The organism is Thermococcus kodakarensis KOD1, from assembly GCF_000009965.1.
Taxonomy (GTDB): domain Archaea; phylum Methanobacteriota_B; class Thermococci; order Thermococcales; family Thermococcaceae; genus Thermococcus; species Thermococcus kodakarensis.
On record NC_006624.1, the window covers coordinates 1,966,030 to 1,985,279 of the forward strand.

The following is a 19,250-nucleotide window of genomic DNA, read 5'->3' on the forward strand; positions in this document are numbered from 1 at the left end:
TCTTTGTCGAATTTCTTTTTGCGAAAGGTTTATTACCCATGGCTGTGTAATATGTACAAAGGGAACCTGTCCCGCTTTTCTCTTCTGCGAGATGGTTCTCAGGGAAGTGAGAAAGTTGTCTTCATTGCTCATTGAATCCCTCATCTTTGGTCCAATTATTGGGACCGTGCAGTCCAGTTTATTGGGCATTTGGGACATTTTCGTTTTTTCCAGTATTGAACGGAGGAATGCCGTGTGAACGTGCGCGTTTTTGTGGGTGTAATGATTGTGATTCTCTTCCTGGCCCCCTTCACCACCGGGGCGGTGAGTCCGCCAACGGGCGCGCTTCAGGGACTTGGAATAAACATCGTGCAAACTTCCAGCATTCAGGAGAACGGTGCTAACAGCGTAGTTCTGAGGGGCAGGATTGTTAAGGATGGCGTGAACTACACTGTCCTAGTAACGATAACCGAGTATCCAATTAGAACTAGTGAAGACCTTACCGCCGTGGAAATCGGAGACGTTCCAGAACCAGGAGTCAGCATCGCCCCAGCTCTGAGTAAAGTTCTTCAAAACTCTGGTGGCTCTGAAAACGGTGGGGACGTGAGTTTCCTCCTGGGCTACAACGTTTATGAGGCTTCATTTTATCCCACGACTCTAGATGGAAAACCGGTTGAAGATAATGTCACCGTGAGCGTAAACACGGGCCTGACCTCTTTCTACGCCCTCGACTTCCCCTTCGGAGACCTCAGGATCTCGATTCAGCTTTTGGGAAAATACTTGAACTTCCAGCGTGATCCCGATTCTTTCCTTTCCACGGCCTGCAACCTCAACCAGAACAACCAGACGGAGTGCCACACGGAGTTCATGGAGGATGAATACAACTCCTACCTATCATCAATGCTCTCAATGAAGGCCTACGCCTACTCCCAGGCGAGCTCTCTGGGAAAAAGCGTGAGAAATGCCGTTTTGGCGTCCCTCAAGTCCCAGTCCTATCCCGCGAAGCTCCTTAGCGACTTCCAGCTCTGCGTTCCGGGCTCCGGATGCGTTAAGATTTCCCCCGGTTACCTCGGAACCCTGACGTTCAACGAGACCGACGTAGAAAACGGCGCGAGACTTATGTTCACGACGGCCGTTTTCGACAGAAACAGCGACGTCTCGGGAATTCAAGCCTACTACATAGACCCGAGCGGACAGTACGGGGGAGAGGCGATAAAGCTCCACTCTGCCCAGGAGTTTTACACCTACATGGCAACCCCAAAGAACAGCACTGTGGCCTACGCTTGGATAAACAGGTCGAGCACAACCATACCCGTTGTCCTCGATGTGGCGATAAAGCCCGGGCAGTTGAAGGAGGGAAAGGTAAGGGTGGTTTTCGTGGTCAGCGACGGCAGCGGGAGTCGTTCCAAGGAAATCTCCTGGGATTTTGTGTTCGCTGGAAACTTCACGGATTACTCCCTCGACGTACTCACGCCAAAGGACGGCGCCAGCCTCAAGCAGATAATTGACGGCCTCTTCTCCGTGCCTCTCTACGCGGAGGTCAGGGGGAGCGGTGCCAAGGATCTCTACGCTCTCGTCACCCTCCCCGATGGGAGCTCCAAGAGGCTGCCCGTTGAGGGCGGCGAGATACTTGACGTCCTCTACATTAGTGACCCGACCGTGAAGGAAGGGGCGCTCACCATAGGCCTCTACGGGAAGGTGAAGGGCGAGGAGAAGCTCTTGGCAAAGAGAAGCGTCCACGTAACCCTTGCGAGTGTTGAAGTGCCCGGAGACGAGATAGACAACGACATGGACGGCCTCGTTGATTGCGACGACCCGGACATAGCGACCTGCGACGCTTGTATCATGCAGAAGAAGCTCGAATGGGCTGAATCGCTGATGGAGAGGCATATTGACTACATCAACAAGATGATAGAGACCGACCCGGGCATGAAGAGCGTTTACGACCTCTACATTGAACACCTTCGCGAGCTCCATGATCGGTACAAGGACGATCCTGACAGAATGGCCAAGGAGATGAACGCCTACATGGAGGAGAAGGTCTACAGGAACCAGGAGATCAAGGGCTACATCTCCATATTTGCGGATGACCCTGAAAAGCGCCACCAGCTCAGGCAGATAGCCGAGAAATACCGGTACGATCCGATAATGAGGAGGATAAAGATGAGGAGCTTCATATACGAGAACTCCAAGAGCGAGGCCGAGAGAGAAGCCACGATGAACGCTATCCTCACCGGAATCCTTGAGCCGCCCAAGTGGCTCGTCGGCGGCCAGTACGGTTCTGGAGGGGCCCTCGACTGGGCCAACTTCGTGGCGAGCAACTTCGAGACCGTTGGAGACACCGTCAAGCTGAAGGGGACCTCGACCGTGAAGATGCTCAGGACGCCCGCAAACATTTTTATCGTTGCACAGGACGCGAGGGCATTGATGAAGCAGGCTGAAGAGCTCAAGAAGATGAACCTGCCCGAGAGCACGAAGGTTTCCATAATAGTGCTCGATGGTGCCACCAAAATCGGAAAGCTCCTCGATCCGACGGGCTACTTCGGGAACATGGCAGATGCAACCATAGGTGCAGTGGTCAATCTCCGCAAGAAGATAGAGGAGAGGAACCAGGGCTGGTTCACGTGGAACGGCTACGTACTCCACGAGACGGCAAAGCCCGGCATCTACGAGGACTACGAGACGGGCAAGAAGTTCAAGCGGATTTCCGGCGGGTGGCTTAGTCCCCCAACCTTCGTGGAGGTGAAGGAAAATGAGTAAGTTCACCGGCCTGCTCCTGATACTCATCCTACTTGGTGCGGCTTACATCTATTACACGAATCCTCACATAATCGAAGACCTCACGAAGATGAAGGACAGCTTCCCCAACGGCTTCGATTCGGGTGGGACAACTACCCATTCTTCGGGCGGGAGTGGTTTCTCTGAAACATCTTCTGGAAACCATAGCGAGTCCTTCCCCGGCGAGAAGGGGTGGGTTGATTCGGACAACGATGGAAGGAAAGACGTTTACATCGGGGACGACTACGCCGAGGTTCCAACAACCAACGGCTCGGTACTCTTCGTTGATCGGAACAAGGACGGGAAGATAGATGCCATCTACCTCGACACGACCGGCGACGGGAGCTACGACACTGCCTACCTCGACGAGGACTACAATGGGAAGACCGACACGTGGAGAACGACTTTCAACGGGGTTGATAGCTACGCGTGGGACATCACCGGCGATGGGATTCCCGATGTCTATGACTCCAACGGGGACGGGAAGGTTGACGCCTGGGACACAAACTCCGATGGAATAATAGACGAGCGCGACGTTGATTACGACGGAACCCCTGATCTACACGACTACGACTTCGACGGGGTCTTTGACGAGTTCGAGAGGAACGTTACTCTCTACCCTCCGGAGAGTGCGAACGGGACATCGGGGGCTTTCCTCTGCCCGGACAACAAGGACGACGCCTATCGGCTCTTCGTCCAGGCCTACAACAACGTCACTTCTCTTCAATCTTCGGGGGCGAGCGATGAGGAAATTCAGGAGGCCTACGCTAAGTATCAGAAGGCCAGGGCTTGCTACGAGTCCTTCCTGACCTCAACGACCTCAGCCGCTTCCAGTTCAGGGATGAGGGAGATCAAGACCGTTACCCTCGATACGGAAGGAACGGCAGGTGTGAAGTTCTCCACGGGCGAGCTGAAGGGCTACAACGAGATAAGCGATAACGTGTGGGAGGACGTTGATCTCGTGGCAGAGCCGTGGTGCGTTGAGTATCCGGCTTTGCTAGGACACTGGATAGACCTCGGTGAGGGGAACCTCGATACCTTAGACCCAAGCGAGATACCTACCTCAGGCTATCCAACGGGTGAGATTGCCGAAGAGATCAAGATGGGCCACGTCTACGTGAACCTCAACTCCGATGGAACACTTACAGCCTTCGAGCTCGTCTCCCACGAGAAGACCGGCGACTGCTCCCACAGGATAACGATACGGTACTCAAACCTCGGGGGGAGCTGAAACGGAACCCCCAACTGGATTCCACGTCCTTGGCCCGTTTCTGGGTCTTTTCCTGCTTTTGGTAGCGTTAGCTCTCCTTGTTTTGTTTGCAAAGCTGACCTTTAGGCTAATTCGGAGGCTTGTTTGATGAGACTGGAAAGAAAATTGGAAGGTGTTTGAGATGGAGAAAGTCCTTTACGTAATACCAAACCTGGAGTACCACAAGGGCTTCTTCAAGAGCGCCCTTGTGAACCTGGTCGTCACAGACGAGAAGATAATTGTCGCCCACGTGAAGAAGGAGATGATCCAGAAGGCAAGGGAAGAAGCGAAGGAGAGAGGAGACGGCTTCTTTAAGAGGCTTGCATCTGGCTGGACGATGCACGAGCGCTACTACGACATGTCCCCTGAGGATGTTCTCAAAGAATCCCCAGAGAACTTCTCAATTCCACTGAACGGAATAAAGGAGGTTAAGCTCAAGGGAGGCAACGTTGACGAGGGCAAAAAGGAGGAGATGGAGATAAGGTGGAAGGAGAAGAGCAAGTTCTCAGGGAGCATGAACCAGCGGGAGATAAAGAAAAAGCTCTCCGACCTCGGCGTTAAGGTCAAGGGAGGAGGTCTCTTCGGGTTTTAGGGGTGATGGGGGTGAGAAGGATGGGATTCTTTAAGAAACTGATCCTGGGGTTTTTCTTGCTGATAGTGCTCGGCATCGTGGCGGCGTTCGGCATGCAGTACTATTACGAGACCTTCTACGATAAGGTCCCCGTGGAAGTGAAGAGCGACACTGTGACTGGGGATGTTTTCTATCTGTCGCACACCTTGGAACCTGGCACGTACAAGATAGAGGCCGGGGGAACTGGGGTCGTTAAGGGCATCAAGATACTCGATCCAGACACTAACGAGGTAGTCTCTTCCTACGAGGACAGTACGAGCATGATTTACGGCTCGGCAAAGCCCTTTGTGGTCAGAGTTGACTACGCGCCACCGAACCCCGACGAAAGCTACACTGCAAAGGTTGGAATATACAGGCTCGTGAAGAAGTGAGGTGGGAGTATGAGGAAGGTTTACGCGCTCTCGGCCCTGCTGCTCGTGGTGTTTGTGCTCACGAGCGGCTGTGTCGAGAGCCCGGACGTTAACGTCGAGAGTGAAAAAACCCTCAGTGTAAACGGGGTTACAGTCCACTATTCGGGAAAGGTATCCACGGATCAGGCAAAGGCGCTTATTAACCTCATAAACGCCGAACTGAACCCCAATGAGATAGACGTTTACGTAAAGAAGGATAACGGCTACGTTGTTGGATTGACAAGCACCTACACGAGCTCCAGCGAAATGGAGGATTCTCTGAAGTTTTACCTCATCTTTCTGGCGTCAAAGATGTCCCAGGACGTTTTCAGCGGCGAGAAGGTGCTTCTCCAGATTCTCGATGACGAAAAGAACGTACTCTACCAGGTGGAGAGCAAATACCGCTACGTTTCCTCGAGCGGTATCAACGTATGGTACAGAGTGGCGAGCGAGGAAGAGGCTCGGAAAGCTCTCGATTATCTTGTCGAATTCGCTGGTCAGGGGCCCTGGGATGTGATCCTTGAGAAGAGCGGTTCCACATACCACGTCAGGGCTATGAGCTCCTTCACGACGGCTGACGAAGCGAACTCGGCCAAAGATGCTTATACGGAACTTGTCTCGGGCCTTGAGGAGAGGCTGAACGGAGACGTCGTTGTCCATGTCCTCGACCCGAACGGGATCGAGCTGACGACCTTTGGCCCGTGATCCCGTTTTCTTTGTTCCTTTTCTCCCATTGGAATTGTTTAACCTGGGCGGAAAGGTTATATTTGAACCTAGGAACTTTCCCCCATAACTTTCATGGGTGATTATCATGGGGAAGTACTTCGGAACCAGCGGAATCAGGGAAGTCTTTAATGAGAAGCTGACACCTGAGCTGGCTCTAAAGGTCGGCAAAGCCCTTGGAACGTACCTCGGCGGCGGAAAGGTTGTTATCGGGAAGGATACCAGGACTAGCGGCGACGTTATAAAATCAGCAGTCATAAGCGGACTTCTCTCAACTGGTGTTGATGTGATTGACATAGGTTTAGCGCCAACGCCGCTCACGGGCTTTGCGATAAAGCTCTACGGTGCCGATGCTGGCGTTACCATCACAGCTTCTCACAACCCGCCGGAGTACAACGGCATAAAGGTGTGGCAGGCCAACGGAATGGCATACACCTCTGAGATGGAGCGTGAACTCGAGTCCATAATGGACTCAGGGAACTTCAAAAAAGCTCCCTGGAATGAGATCGGGACGCTTAGAAGGGCCGACCCCAGTGAGGAGTACATAAACGCGGCGCTAAAATTCGTCAAACTTGAGAACTCCTACACGGTCGTCCTCGATTCTGGAAACGGTGCGGGCTCGGTGGTCTCCCCCTACCTCCAGCGGGAGCTGGGCAATAGGGTTATCTCGCTCAACTCCCACCCGAGCGGCTTCTTCGTCAGGGAACTTGAGCCGAACGCGAAGAGCCTCTCCGCCCTAGCGAAGACCGTTAGAGTGATGAAAGCCGACGTCGGCATAGCCCACGACGGCGACGCAGATAGGATCGGCGTCGTTGATGATCAGGGCAACTTCGTTGAGTACGAGGTCATGCTCTCGCTCATAGCGGGCTACATGCTGAGGAAGTTCGGGAAGGGGAAAATAGTTACCACCGTTGATGCGGGCTTTGCTTTGGACGACTACCTCAGACCCCTTGGCGGAGAAGTCATAAGGACGCGCGTTGGTGATGTGGCCGTTGCCGACGAGCTCGCAAAACACGGCGGCGTCTTCGGCGGCGAGCCGAGTGGCACGTGGATAATCCCGCAGTGGAACCTCACCCCCGACGGAATCTTTGCTGGGGCCCTTGTTCTGGAGATGATTGACAGACTCGGTCCGATAAGCGAGCTGGCCAAGGAAGTCCCGCGCTACGTGACGCTCCGCGCCAAAATCCCCTGTCCGAACGAGAAGAAGGCGAAAGCCATGGAGATAATAGCGCGCGAGGCACTAAAGACGTTCGACTACGAGGGGCTGATAGACATAGATGGAATTAGGATAGAAAACGGTGACTGGTGGATCCTCTTCCGCCCGAGCGGAACCGAGCCGATAATGCGCATAACTTTGGAGGCCCACGAGGAAGAGAAGGCGAAGGAGCTGATGGGGAAGGCGGAGAGGCTGGTTAAGAAAGCCATCTCGGAGGCCTGAACGTGAAAATCCCTCTCTACATCATCTACGCACTCCTCGCGGCGTTCTTCGCCGCCCTCGTCCCGATCTTTGGGAAACTCGGTCTCAGGAACGTTGATTCAACGGTGGCTACTGTGATCAGGGCGTTCATAATGTTCGCGTTTCTTCTCTTCGTCTCCCTCGCCACAGGAAAAACAAACACGGCCGGCTTCGATCATCGTGCCCTGCTCTTCGTTACTCTATCAGGCCTTGCGGGGGCTCTCTCCTGGCTTTTCTACTTCATGGCGATAAAAGGAGGGAGAACTACCGCGGTGATAGCGATAGACAAGACCAGCGTTGCCCTCGCGGTACTCCTTACCTGGCTCGTCCTTGGAGAGAAGATAGACTTCAAAACGGCCGTTGGGGCGTTGCTGATAGTTCTGGGCGCGCTGCTGGTGTCGCTGTGATGCGTGTTTTTGGAGTCCCAATTTAACTCAAAAGCCTGATTAAGAGGTTCCACTCCCTCTCGTTCCAAGCTCTGCTGTCTGTCACCACGATCACGCTTCCGTTGTTAAGGTATGCGATGTCTCGGATGGTGCTCAGCCATTTGGCCATCGCATCAAAGCCGTTGTACATGTGGATGTACTCGATGCCGTCAATGAGGACTATCCCTCCGCTTCCCGCTGCTCTGAGGTATCTGTTAATGATCTCTGTGATTTTAGGGAGGTTTGTGGGAGGTACAGTACGTTCGCGCTCCACCTGGCTTATGGTGTAAACAGTCCATTTTTCGGGGGGATCCCTTGAGTTCCGGACGAAGGCTAGGAGCGGGCGGTCTTGGAGCACAGGCAGGATCTTTCTATACTCCTCAGGGGACAATATGGTAAGCCCGGGCTTTACTTCCTTCAGCGGCTTTTGGGTCTCGGAGGGTGTCTTTAAGAACTCCTCATGGCCTGCGAACTTTACGAAGAAGTAGGCGATGAGAACGGTCAGTAAAGCGCTCAGAGAGAACCCTATGGGTGCGAACCACTCAACAGGGCGAAGGAGGGGATAGTCCATCTCATGTGCCCCATACACAATCAGCAGGACCCCAAGGTACTTCATGCTGTTTCCATAGATGTTTCTCAAGCCTACGAGCAGAAAGCCAGAAAGGAGGACGAAGAGGCCAGAAACCGCGTACGCAACTCCAACCGTGGCGAGCCAGTTTGGATCGCTTGAGCGCTCGGCGGCGAGCATGTAAAGGGTGAGGATGATGGGGGTTATGGAGACGTAATAGCCGCGGCTGACGGTGAACGAGAGTCCCTCTTCATCAAGGAGTCTGAGACTCCCATAGAAGAGAAGTGAGGCGAAGAGGGCTTCCATGGTTATGGCAAGTAATTCAATACCGATAAGGTCGCCGAGAACCTGTAGGGAGGCGGCGAGGAACGCAAGGGCAAAAATCAGGGCTGACTTTCTAAGTGACTTCTGGTAAGAGTACCACAGGTATATCACAGTGAAGAGCTTTGCACCGAGGCTTAGGGTCTGGCCGGCGATGAGTAGTGTGGGGTTCATGAATGATTCCCGTCATAATTTAATGAGGTGCCCGTTAATAAGATTTGTGCATCTGTGCATCTATGTAGCAATAAGTCCTCTTTTGTGCAATATTCTTATCTCAAGACTCACCTTGTCCCCCTTGTTGTAATGTCTTTTCCGTCCGGGTGAATTCTGCGGTGGGGGAAGTGGATCACTCGAATTCATTGGCGCTTTTGTTTTCCTCCGTTTATCTTTAATTTTGTAAAGATTTTGGTGGGATTTCGGAAAACTCTTTTATTTTGGGGTCATACATTCAATTTTAGGTGGACGTATGGAGAGATCGTCCAAGCTACACAACCGATTTTAAAATTGTGGGGTGAGCGAGATGAAAGAAGCCCTCCAAAGGCTCCGGGAATACTTTACCCGAACGACGGAAGGCAGGTATTTGGTAGTCGTTCTGGCCATGGCCCTTATCGTCTTCACCGCCGTGCTGGCCCTTCCCGTTAAGCTCATCGAGCCCGATGATGCGACCTACTACGCGGCGATGAAGGCCTTTGCCCAGGGAAAGCTCATAATAACCCGCTCTGAACTTATGGACTTCCAGAGGGAGATAATCGAGAAGGGGCTCGCCGTCGGGAACTTTAGAGCCATTCAGTACGTTAGCGTTGGCACAGGCTACGCCCTCGAAAAGGCTCCGGGGTATCCTTTCATCCTCGCCGCCTTCTACAGGCTCGGCATTGAAAGATTTGTGAACTTATTCTTCGGCCTCCTCGCGCTCATCGTGTTTTACCGGATGATGTCGAAGGCCTTCAGCCCGAGGACGGCCCTCTTTTCCTCGATAATCCTCCTCTCCAACGCCACCTTTTTGGCTATGTTCTACAGGATTTACATGTCCGACTTCGTCAGCATGGCCCTCGTGCTCATCGGCCTTGGCCTCTACTACCTCGGCCTTGAGGATGGGGACTGGAAAAAGGGAATCATCTCGAGCCTCTCGCTCGGGGCATCAGTGCTGGTCAGGTACACCAACGTCGTGGCATACGTTGCACTCGCCATCTACGTTCTCTGGCTTCTCCGGAAGGGCGAGAAGAGGGCGCTACGCTATTCCGCTATTGCCGTTGGAGCCTCCGTCCCGATGCTACTCGCTCTCATGGCATATAACTGGGCGGTTTTCGGGTCTCCGTTCACGGTTGGCTACTCAAAGACCATAGGCTACACGAACTTCGCCTTCCAGTACATTTTAGCCGGTAAAGTCGGCGAAGGGCTGAGTCTAATATGGAGAAACCTCCTGACGCACCCGAAGCTCCTCTTCGAGGGCTTTCCGTCGCTCATACTTCTTCCTGCTGGAGCATACATCGCCAGGAGAAGTAAGATAACGCCGCTCCTGCTCCTCTGGTTCCTTGCTTACTTTGGCCTCTACTTCCAGTACGAGTGGCTTAGAACGGGCCTCTACATCTTCATGACACGCTTCTACCTTCCGATGGCGCCGGCGGTGGCGGGCCTTGCGGGGATTGCAATAGAAAGGCTGATGGAGGGAGAAGATGGGAAGGCAGTTGCCCTGACTCTACTCGCCTTCATACTGCTCGTTGACATCTCCTCGCTCGCGGGCTTTTTCAGCTTCGCACTCTCGGGAGTAGGGGCCTTGGGAGGGAGGCCTACTTCAGTGCCAGGTAGAGGAGCACCGCCAGGGCCAGGGCGATGAAGAAGTCGGGAACCACGAGGACGGGCCCGGGGCCGATCGCCCTCGTGTGCCCCACCAGCCTGTGGAAGAGGGGGTTGGCAGTCACGGCGTACACGAGCAGGGCGGAGGTGGCCACCATAAGGCCGAGAGTGAACTCTGAGCGGACCTTCCTGTAGAGGTTCCCGTATATCCAGAGGAGCACGATGCCGATCGCCGCACTCAAAGAAGTCAACCCCGCCTTTATGGCCGTGTAGAGCCTCGCGGTAGCAGGGTCAATCACGCAGGGGCTCTGGATTATCCTCTCCACCTCACCCGGGCCTGGAGGCCCAACGTACCTGTAGCCTAGAAAGGCCCCAATCAAACCTATGAGGATAACCGTGAGCACTATCAATACCTTTCTCATTTTTCTCCCTCCCCTATTTCCGTCTTAACTCTGCCCCAGATCTCCTCAAACTCCGAGTAATTATCGAGGAGAAGCTGGGAAAGGAAGTACATCCTTCCGTAGCGGTTCTCCGTAGAAGTGACAAGCCCGTTTTTCTGGAGGATATCGAGGTGATAGCGAACCGTGGTGTAGTTCAGACCGAGCCTTTTGGCGAGCTGTCTCGCGTTGGACGGCCTCTCCAGCAGTGCCGCAATTATCCTCGCCCTGTTCAGTCCCCCTTCACTTCCCGCTATTAGCCACCAGAGCAGCTGCTTTACAGGGTTCATCTCAAAACCCCTTTGGCCGGGAGCATATAAAGGCTTTTCTAAGCCCAGAAAGACGTTAGATTTAGTATTATCTTGTAAATTCGGCCCTTAACCCCTGCGCGAACCTCTGCTCATCTACCGAGTGGTGAAGAGAGCTTTCTCCAGCCTTTTGATACTTCCCTCAGCGTCGTCCTTATCGAACTCAATGTAAACCCACTCTGGAAACCTCGCCATCAGTATTTCGAAGAGTATTCCGGGGAGAAGCTTCAGCTCGAAGTTCTGCTCTCTTACCAGCTCCTTTGAGCGCTTTAGCCTTTCCTCCTTGCTCAGGTAGAAAAACTCCTGCATTGCCCTGTAGGGATATTTATCCGGATTGCTGGAGCTGGTGTAGAAGACGCCGCAGGTGGGAGAGCCTTTAACGCCGACAAAGACTACCTTCTCCGGTTTTTCTTCAGTTAGAACGCGCCCAATGAAGTCCGCTATTATCTTAGCTCTTTCCCTCATGCCGAGCCTCTCGTAAACTTCCCTGCTGGCTGGAGCGCGCGGCCAGCCGACCAGCTCGTACTCGGGACAGGGATAAGCTAAAACCTGCCACTCGCCGCCGAGCCTTCCTATAAGCTCCCTCAGCCTTCTAGCCGTCTCGTACTCCTTCTCCTTCGGCCCGCGATAGACGTAGAAGGGGCTGAGCAGGCAGGGAGCTATGATGAGGAGTTTCATCCCATTACCTCCGAAATTATCTCCTCAACCTTCTCCCTCAGCTCCTCCAGAGTCCCTTCGTTGACTATAACGTAGTCAGCGATATCCTTCAGTTTCGTCGTGTGGTACAGCTTTTCCTCTTCTTCGTCCATTTTCAAAAAGTCCTCAAAGCTCTGAATGACCCTGTCCTTCTCCGCTCTTCTTTTTCTTAATCTTTCGTACCTTATCTCTGGCCTTGCCTCCACGTAGATAACTTTTCCGCCGAGGCGTTTGATCGTTTCAACTTCTTCCCGCGAGCGAACGCCGTCGATGACGATGTTTTTGCAGTGTCTCTTCTTGTCAACCGCCAGGCGGATGAGGATGTCTCCGCCGTACTTGTCCTTCAGGTACTTTCCAAACTCGATGAGCCTGTCGCGGGTTGGTTCGGCCTTCTTGGGCAGTTCGGGGATCCAGGAGTAGTCGGAGACGTTGTGAGTGAGCAGGTCTATCAGCGGGTCACTACAGGAAACCCTGCAGAAGCCCTTCTCCTCGAAGAACTTTGCAACAGTCGTTTTTCCGGCGGCTATCTTTCCAACGACGCCTATTATCATCTTCCCCGCCTCCATGCGCGCCATATCAGGTTTGCACCATCCGTTGACTCCATGAGGCCCTCATACGTTAGCCCGACAACAAAGTCAATAAGGGCGTTTTTGTCCACGATGGTCGGCCAGTCGAAGCCGAAGAGGTACTTCAGCTCGAAGAAGCCAATGTGGAGAAAGCGGAACGGGTTCAGGAGTGCTATATCACCCCTCCACGTGAGTCCGAACGGGAAGTCTGCAAGAACCAGCTCCGCTCCCTTCCCCTTGGCAATTTTAACGAGCTTCTCTTCGTCTGGAAAGAACAATTCTCTGGGTTCTCCCTCAATGGGTTCATAGTTGAGCTTGGGAAACGCGTACTTCAGCCCAACGGCCTTGTAAGGTAATCCCAGCTTTTCGGCGAAACCAACAAGGGCCCTCGCGTTGAAGCTGAGGAATATGAGTGTGTTTAGTTCCCCCCTTACATCGGGCCACTCTCTCGGTGGAAACCTCTTTTCGGCCTCTATTATGGGTAGGAGGAACTCAAGCTTCGTTCCCTTAACGGCTTTTTCAGCCAGTTCCAGCTTTCTACGCTTTATTTCAAGGTCGAGGTTCGAATAGACCGTTACCTGTCCTACTCCCAGCCTCTCTCTCAGCTTCCCGATCACCAGGCTGTTGCCGATGATGACGCTCTTGTCCGTCCTGTCGTGGGCAATTATGAAGAGCTTGTCGTTTTTTTCGTCGTACCTTACCTCATCTATCCTGAACGGGCTGTCCGGAAGGCCATGTTCGCGCCTTATTTCTCTGACAAGCTTTTCAATGTCCTTAACTTCCATCGCACTTTGGTGGGACTCCTGGCTTATAAGCGGATTGTTCTATGTATGGAACAAAAATTTAAAAATTTGGGTACAAACTTGTAACGGTGGTGGGGGATGAAAATCAGTTCAAAAGAAATCGCTATTATCGGTCTAATGCTGGCCCTTGCCCTCGCTCTGGACGTAATGCCCGTCGAGATGCCGACAGTGTGGGGCATGAAAATAGACCTCGTTGCAGTTCCGATCATCGTTGCCTACTTCATCCTCGGCTTCTGGGGAGGATTGATAGCCCTCGCCATGCTCTTCCTCGGTCTGAGCGTCGTATCCTCCGCGAGCTGGCTGGGTGCAATGATGAAGACCCTGGCGACGTTCGGTGTTCTCGTAGGCCTCGAAGTTGCCAGAAGGACACTGGGTTTCGATTATTCTGACAAGAAACGGCTCTTCGTGTTTGGGCTGGCTGCTTACATCGTTGGAATTCTCCTTAGAATCCCACTGATGATAGCCCTCAACTACTACGTTGCACTCCCCATCTGGCTGGGTCTCCCCAGGGAGCAGGTTATCTCGGCGGTGGAAGACTGGACGGGTGTTCCCTTCTGGTTTGCAATAGCCCTTCCGAACGCCATCCAGAGTGTCATAGACGTCTTTATCAGCCTGCTGGTTACAGTACCAGTCCTCAAACGTGTTCCCCATGTGGTTGTGGAAACTTCTGAGCCGCAAAGAATAATAGAAAAAGAGCTATAGGTTTTGGGCTATCTCGTCTTCATTTATCGTCCTCTCGCAGTAGTGGCAGCGGAGCTTGAGGGGTTCTCTGCTCTCTACGTGGAATCTCGGCGTAACGTACTCATGGTTGCTGACGCAGTTCGGGTTCGGGCACTTGAGGATTCCCGTTATCTCGTCGGGTATCTCGACGTTGAACTTCTCGATTATCTTGTAGTCCTTCACGATGTTCACAGTCGCCATCGGGGCTATGAGGGCTATTTTGTTCACCTCTTCCTCGCTCAGGTACCTCCCCTCAACCTTGACGATGTCCTTTCTTCCGAGCTTCTTGCTGGGAACGTTCGATGCTATAAGGAGCGTTCCTCCGTTCGGCTTTGTCAGCCCGAGAATCTCGATGACCTTGAGCCACTTGCCCGCTGGAATGTGGTCTATAACGGTTCCCTCGGGGATTACCTCTATCTTAAGGTTCTCTGGCATTTTTCACACCCCCAGAACTCCGAGCGTCAGTCCAAGCAGGGCCATTCTAACGGGCACGCCTGAGAACACCTGCCTGAAGTAGAGAGCGTGCTTCGTCTTGTCCACTTCGGGGTGAATCTCGTCGACCCTTGGAAGCGGGTGCATAACCTTGAGCGTTTCCTTGGCGTTTTTCAGAACTTCAAGGTTCACCTGGTAGCTGCCCTTCACCTTCAGGTACTCCTCCTCGTCCGGGAAGCGCTCCCTCTGTATCCTCGTGACGTAGAGGACGTCGAGTTTGGGAATCGCGCCCTCAAGGTCAGTTGTCTCATAGACCTTAACGCCCCTCTCGCGGAGCTCATCAACGATGTGCTTCGGCATCCTCAGGAGTTCCGGCGAAATCAGGTAGAGCTCGACGTCGTAGAAGGCCAGAGCTTCCGCGAGGCTGTGGACGGTTCTCCCGTACTTCAGGTCTCCGAGCAGGCCTATCGTGAGCCCGTCTATCTTCCCGAATGCTTTCTTGATGGTGTACAGGTCGAGAAGCGTCTGCGTCGGGTGCTGGTTGCTCCCGTCGCCCGCGTTGATGACTGGAATCCCGGCGACCTCTGCCGCCAACCTCGCTGCCCCCTCCATCGGGTGGCGAATAACTATAACGTCGCTGTACTGCTCGACGGTCTTTATCGTGTCGGCCAGGCTCTCCCCCTTCTTGACGCTCGTGCTCGAGGCGGAGGAGAATCCAATTACGGAACCCCCAAGGCGGTGCATCGCGCTTTCAAAGCTCAGCCTCGTCCTCGTTGATGGCTCGAAGAAGAGCGTCGCGAGAATCTTCCCGCGGGCATAATCCAGAGAGCCCTTCTCGTTCAGCTCCTCCTCAAGCCGTTCGGCAACCTTCAAAACAAACTCGATGTCCTCCTTCGAGAAGTCCCTTATGCTTATCACGTCGCGACCTTTCCAGTCCATAAGTGCCCTTCCGATGTAAAAATCGGTGGGTTTTTAAAGCTTTTTTGACATACACCTGACGACAATAACGATTTAAACTTGATGCAGTTGAATAACCTGGTTGTAGGGTGAGAGCTATGAGGGTTCCAAGCGTCTATATAGCGGAGGAGCTTATGCCTTACCTTCGTGCGAGAGTTTCAAAAATCCTGTACTCTAAGGGCTTTACTCAGGCTCAGATAGCGGCCTGGCTTGGAACGACTCAGGCGATGGTGAGCAAGTACCTTTCTGGCAAAGTCAAAGCACCTCCGCGCGAAGTTGAAGAACTTCTCAATGTGCTTGCCGAGGAGATTGCCAGACTGATAGAGGAGGGTGCGGTGAAGGAGGAGCTTATCCTGTTCACAACGAGACGCATCATCGGCCTCTTCAGGGATAAAACGTTCTGCGAGCACTACTCCCGCTACGCTGGAGTCAGCACCGAAGTGTGCTCCCAGTTCTTCTCCTCAACGCCAGAAAAGGACGTCCTCTCCGAGCTGGGGATTGCATTGAGGGAGCTCCTTGCCCTTGAAGGGTTCGGCGATCTCATCCCCGAAGTCAGGAGCAACTTTGCCTACGCCCTTCCTGGAGCTAAGAATCCCTCGGACGTCGCCTCAGTACCAGGGAGAATAACACTAGTCAAGGGCAGACCATTCGCTCTTCCACCCGAGTTTGGGGCGAGCAAGTTCACTGCAGGACTTCTCCTTGAGGTTATGAAGCGCAGACCTGGGATCAGGAGCGTTATAAACATCCGCTACGGAAAAAATGTGGAAAGGGCCCTGAAAATGGTGAGATTCAAGACAGCAAAGGTAAAGACAGGCGGTATGAATGAGGGAGATGCCATGAGGGCCATTGCCGCTCCCTTCGAAAAGGGAGTTTACGACGCCATCATAGATGAAGGAGGAGAAGGCGTTGAGCCGCTCGTTTACATCTTTGGGGGGACTCCTTTTGAGGTGCTGAGAAAGGTCGAGAAACTAATTGAGGTTCTCAGAGGTGATGTTTCATGAAGGTCTTTACAAGGGAACTGCGCTTTTCAACGGAAGGTGAGATAGACCTGGTGGACATAACCCATGAAGTCGAGAGGATCGTGGAAGAGAGCGGGGTTCAGAACGGCCAGGTTCTCGTCTTCGTGCCCGGAGCCACGGGGGCTATAATCACGATCGAGCACGAGAGCGGCCTCCTGGAGGACTTCAAGAGGGCTCTGAAGGAGCTGATCCCGAAGGGTGCGGGCTACCTTCACGACAGGATAGACGACAACGCCCACAGCCACCTGAGGGCGAGCCTGCTCGGTGCGAGCGAGTGCTTCCCAGTGGTGGATGGAAGGCTGGTAAGGGGGACGTGGCAGCAGATATTCTTCGTCGAGCTCGACGTGAGGCCGAGGCACAGGCGCGTTGTGGTGCAGGTTATTGGGGAGTAGCTTAACTTTATAAAATCTTGAGAACTTTCAGTTCTCACTCATTTATAAACCCTGAGAAGCCCAAGTTCTCACACGCCCCACAAGAATAAAGGGGGTACTAACCCGCCCAAGTTCATCGGCTCCGCCTTCGGCGGCACTCCCCGGGCAGAAGGAGTTGGACGTTTTTGGATAAAAGGTTTTGGGTGGACAGCAAAGCGCCCGAAAGTGAAGGTGACATATAAAAGCCCATCAGGAGGAGAGGTTTTGAAAAATCCTGGAAAATGAACTAAAACTCCATCATGCTCTTGAAGAGCCCCTTCAGGTCGGTAGGGGAGCCTCCCGTGAGGAAGTCTATGAACCTCGCCCCACCCTCGTAGAACAATGTTCGATCCCAGGGCTTTTCGAGGCCGTAGTGGTTCTCTGGCAGTCCGAGCCTCCTGAGTATCCTGTTCTCTATGAACCTCGCCAGTCCTTCCTTCCACTCCTGCCAGACCATGTATTCGTACTCCTTCTTTGTTAGGTGCTCTCTGAGCTCTCTGCGGCTCTTCTTTACGCCCTCAGCGTCTCCCCTTTCGAGAGCCGAGAGAAATTCGGCGTAGGCCCTTTGGAACTCCCCCTTCTCATAGGGGAACGGATAGTTCAGCTCCCAGGAGTAGTTGCCTTTGGCCTGCTCCTCCAGGAACACTTCGAGCGACTTTTTAAGCTCGAGCTCGCAGCACTCGAACTGATAGCAGTGCACGAACTCGTGGAATATTGAAACGTAGCCTCTCAGGGACTCAAAGACGTCATCAGAGACAACGCAGGCCATTTTGTAGTCGTACTCTTCAACGGGAAAAGCGGCTCTGATGCCTTCTGGCAGGGGAGTTTTGGATTTGGCTGTCTTTACGAGATTGTAGGTCTGCTTGGATTCGTCCGGCTCAAAAATCCACAGTTCGTCGCCCTTTACGACCACGATCGGATAGACCTTCTTTAAAATTGGATGGATGTCCGATATTTCCCTCTGGACTTCAAATACCTTCTTCAGTTCGGCAGCATACATTAAGCTACCACCGAATATAAGAAAGAAAAGGGGCTTAAAAAGTTCACTTCTTGAGCTTCTCGCAGTTCTTGGCCCACTCCTCAAGGACCTCCTTGAGCTTGGGCTGGCCGATCTCCTCGAGCTCGTACTTAACCCTAACAGCCGGCTTGTTGAGGTTCATGAACCTGCGGAGGTCAACTGGAGTGCCCATGATGACGACGTCGGCATCGGCGCGGTTGATGGTCTCTTCAAGCTCCTTGATCTGCTTCTTGCCGTAGCCCATAGCGGGGAGTATAACGTCGAGGTGCGGGTACTTCTTGTAGGTCTCGATGATAGAGCCGACGGCGTAGGGCCTCGGGTCGATGATCTCAGCGGCTCCGAACTTCTTGGCGGCAACGTAGCCCGCTCCGTACTTCATGCCGCCGTGGGTGAGGGTCGGACCGTCTTCTACAACCAGAACGCGCTTGCCCTTGATGAGCTCGGGCTTGTCAACGAAGATCGGTGAAGCAGCCTCGATGACGGTCGCGTTCGGGTTGACCTTCTCAATGCTCTCGCGAACCTTCTGGATGTCGTCGCGGTTGGCGGTGTCTATCTTGTTGATGATTATGACGTCGGCCGCCCTGAAGTTGGTCTCACCTGGGTGGTACTTGAGCTCGTGGCCGGGCCTGTGCGGGTCGGTAACGACTATCCAGAGGTCCGGCTCGTAGAACGGGAAGTCGTTGTTTCCGCCGTCCCAGAGGATTATGTCGGCTTCCTTCTCGGCCTCTCTCAGTATCTTCTCGTAGTCAACGCCCGCGTAGACGACCATGCCGCGCTCGATGTACGGCTCGTACTCCTCCCTCTCCTCGATGGTGCACTCGTACTTGTCAAGGTCCTCAAAGGTCGCAAAGCGCTGAACGACCTGCTTCCTGAGGTCGCCGTAGGGCATCGGGTGTCTGATTGCCACAACCTTGTAGCCCATCTCTTGGAGGAGCTGGGCGACCTTCCTTGAGGTCTGGCTCTTTCCACAGCCGGTTCTTACGGCGGTAACCGCTACGACGGGCTTGCTTGACTTGAGCATGGTGCTCTTCGGCCCGAGGAGCCAGAAGTCGGCTCCGGCTGAGTGAGCCCTGCTGGCGAGGTGCATTACGTGCTCGTGGGAGACGTCGGAGTAAGCGAACACGACGACGTCAATGTCGTGCTCCTTGATGATCTTCTCCATGTCGTCCTCGCTCCAGATGGGAATTCCGTTCGGGTAGAGCTCACCGGCGAGCTCGGGCGGGTAAATCCTGCCCTCGATGTCGGGAATCTGGGTGGCGGTGAAAGCGACTACCTCGTACTCGGGGTTGTCCCTGAAGAACACGTTGAAGTTGTGGAAGTCCCTTCCGGCGGCGCCCAAAATCAGAACCCTCTTCTTTTTCTTCTCTGCCATAGGCATCACCTCAAAATTTCCGTTTTGGCGCTAGTGTATTGTTTTTGGCATTTATAACAGTTTTTGTTTACCGGTGTAAGCGTTCTGTGAGGGTTTTTCGATGTGGGCATTGATGATGTGAAGACTTTTCGCGAAACGGTGAACAAGAACTGGAGGCGGCTTGGTGGGGCCGCACTTGAGGTAGATTAATAAGCCCCGT

At 53.5% G+C, this 19,250-nt stretch carries 21 protein-coding genes; 11 read left to right on the plus strand and 10 right to left on the minus strand.

Going from position 1 to position 19,250, the window contains the following annotated elements; genetic code table 11:
* Positions 1–234 precede the first annotated feature (234 nt).
* From TK_RS12150 to TK_RS10985, 7 genes are all read left to right on the plus strand, one after another.
* Positions 235–2,739, plus strand: coding sequence for a hypothetical protein (locus TK_RS12150; RefSeq protein ID WP_011251130.1), 2,505 nt, complete (start codon positions 235–237; stop codon positions 2,737–2,739).
* A complete protein-coding gene (locus tag TK_RS10960; protein WP_011251131.1) occupies positions 2,732–3,988 on the plus strand; it encodes a hypothetical protein in 1,257 nt (418 codons plus the stop codon). Before TK_RS12150 ends, TK_RS10960 begins: the two co-directional genes overlap by 8 nt.
* A gap of 160 nt (positions 3,989–4,148) precedes the next feature.
* Entirely contained in the window at positions 4,149–4,598 is a 450-nt protein-coding gene (locus TK_RS10965; protein ID WP_048053780.1) for a hypothetical protein, read from the plus strand.
* A 20-nt stretch (positions 4,599–4,618) separates the two neighbouring features.
* The gene (locus TK_RS10970; protein WP_048053781.1) at positions 4,619–5,008 is read left to right on the plus strand and encodes a hypothetical protein; all 390 of its coding nucleotides are present in this window, start codon (positions 4,619–4,621) and stop codon (positions 5,006–5,008) included.
* A 9-nt stretch (positions 5,009–5,017) separates the two neighbouring features.
* Positions 5,018–5,731: a hypothetical protein gene (locus TK_RS10975; RefSeq protein WP_011251134.1), complete on the plus strand. Its 714-nt coding sequence runs from the start codon at positions 5,018–5,020 to the stop codon at positions 5,729–5,731.
* Positions 5,732–5,837: 106 nt separating this feature from the next.
* The gene (gene glmM, locus TK_RS10980) at positions 5,838–7,187 is read left to right on the plus strand and encodes a phosphoglucosamine mutase (protein ID WP_011251135.1); all 1,350 of its coding nucleotides are present in this window, start codon (positions 5,838–5,840) and stop codon (positions 7,185–7,187) included.
* A 2-nt stretch (positions 7,188–7,189) separates the two neighbouring features.
* Positions 7,190–7,612 (plus strand): EamA family transporter, encoded by a 423-nt coding sequence (locus TK_RS10985; protein ID WP_011251136.1) that lies wholly within the window; start codon positions 7,190–7,192, stop codon positions 7,610–7,612.
* 22 nt (positions 7,613–7,634) lie between these two features.
* On the opposite strand, the gene TK_RS10990 is transcribed toward TK_RS10985, so the two are convergent.
* Positions 7,635–8,693 (minus strand): DUF835 domain-containing protein, encoded by a 1,059-nt coding sequence (locus tag TK_RS10990; protein ID WP_011251137.1) that lies wholly within the window; start codon positions 8,691–8,693, stop codon positions 7,635–7,637.
* A 346-nt stretch (positions 8,694–9,039) separates the two neighbouring features.
* Between TK_RS10990 and TK_RS10995 the strand changes: the two genes are divergently transcribed.
* A complete protein-coding gene (locus tag TK_RS10995) occupies positions 9,040–10,353 on the plus strand; it encodes an ArnT family glycosyltransferase (RefSeq protein WP_011251138.1) in 1,314 nt (437 codons plus the stop codon).
* Here the strand turns inward: TK_RS10995 and TK_RS11870 are convergent.
* From TK_RS11870 to TK_RS11020, 5 genes are all read right to left on the minus strand, one after another.
* Positions 10,307–10,735, minus strand: coding sequence for a hypothetical protein (locus TK_RS11870; protein ID WP_011251139.1), 429 nt, complete (start codon positions 10,733–10,735; stop codon positions 10,307–10,309). The genes TK_RS10995 and TK_RS11870 overlap by 47 nt on opposite strands.
* Positions 10,732–11,040, minus strand: coding sequence for an ArsR/SmtB family transcription factor (locus TK_RS11005; protein WP_011251140.1), 309 nt, complete (start codon positions 11,038–11,040; stop codon positions 10,732–10,734). The genes TK_RS11870 and TK_RS11005 overlap by 4 nt, the downstream gene beginning before the upstream one ends.
* Before the next feature lie 114 nt (positions 11,041–11,154).
* The gene (locus TK_RS11010; protein WP_011251141.1) at positions 11,155–11,736 is read right to left on the minus strand and encodes a hypothetical protein; all 582 of its coding nucleotides are present in this window, start codon (positions 11,734–11,736) and stop codon (positions 11,155–11,157) included.
* Positions 11,733–12,305, minus strand: coding sequence for an AAA family ATPase (locus TK_RS11015; RefSeq protein ID WP_048053782.1), 573 nt, complete (start codon positions 12,303–12,305; stop codon positions 11,733–11,735). The genes TK_RS11010 and TK_RS11015 overlap by 4 nt, the downstream gene beginning before the upstream one ends.
* Positions 12,302–13,105 (minus strand): hypothetical protein, encoded by an 804-nt coding sequence (locus TK_RS11020; RefSeq protein WP_011251143.1) that lies wholly within the window; start codon positions 13,103–13,105, stop codon positions 12,302–12,304. Before TK_RS11020 ends, TK_RS11015 begins: the two co-directional genes overlap by 4 nt.
* A 96-nt stretch (positions 13,106–13,201) precedes the next feature.
* On the opposite strand from TK_RS11020, the gene TK_RS11025 reads away from it, so the two are divergent.
* A complete protein-coding gene (locus TK_RS11025) occupies positions 13,202–13,825 on the plus strand; it encodes an ECF transporter S component (RefSeq protein WP_011251144.1) in 624 nt (207 codons plus the stop codon).
* Here the strand turns inward: TK_RS11025 and pyrI are convergent.
* Together pyrI and pyrB are read right to left on the minus strand one after the other, a co-directional pair.
* Positions 13,820–14,278 carry an aspartate carbamoyltransferase regulatory subunit gene (gene pyrI, locus TK_RS11030; protein ID WP_011251145.1) on the minus strand — a complete coding sequence of 153 codons (459 nt, stop codon included), beginning with the start codon at positions 14,276–14,278 and terminating at the stop codon, positions 13,820–13,822. The genes TK_RS11025 and pyrI overlap by 6 nt on opposite strands.
* Before the next feature lie 3 nt (positions 14,279–14,281).
* Positions 14,282–15,214 (minus strand): aspartate carbamoyltransferase, encoded by a 933-nt coding sequence (pyrB, locus tag TK_RS11035; RefSeq protein ID WP_011251146.1) that lies wholly within the window; start codon positions 15,212–15,214, stop codon positions 14,282–14,284.
* A gap of 116 nt (positions 15,215–15,330) precedes the next feature.
* On the opposite strand from pyrB, the gene TK_RS11040 reads away from it, so the two are divergent.
* Positions 15,331–16,233, plus strand: coding sequence for a thiamine-phosphate synthase family protein (locus TK_RS11040; protein ID WP_011251147.1), 903 nt, complete (start codon positions 15,331–15,333; stop codon positions 16,231–16,233).
* On the plus strand, positions 16,230–16,643 hold the full coding sequence (locus tag TK_RS11045; RefSeq protein ID WP_011251148.1) for a secondary thiamine-phosphate synthase enzyme YjbQ: 414 nt from the start codon (positions 16,230–16,232) through the stop codon (positions 16,641–16,643). The genes TK_RS11040 and TK_RS11045 overlap by 4 nt, the downstream gene beginning before the upstream one ends.
* Before the next feature lie 265 nt (positions 16,644–16,908).
* Here the strand turns inward: TK_RS11045 and TK_RS11050 are convergent, their stop codons facing one another.
* Positions 16,909–17,661 carry a hypothetical protein gene (locus TK_RS11050; RefSeq protein ID WP_011251149.1) on the minus strand — a complete coding sequence of 251 codons (753 nt, stop codon included), beginning with the start codon at positions 17,659–17,661 and terminating at the stop codon, positions 16,909–16,911.
* Between the two features lie 43 nt (positions 17,662–17,704).
* The gene (locus TK_RS11055; RefSeq protein ID WP_011251150.1) at positions 17,705–19,051 is read right to left on the minus strand and encodes a cyclic 2,3-diphosphoglycerate synthase; all 1,347 of its coding nucleotides are present in this window, start codon (positions 19,049–19,051) and stop codon (positions 17,705–17,707) included.
* Positions 19,052–19,250: the final 199 nt, after the last annotated feature.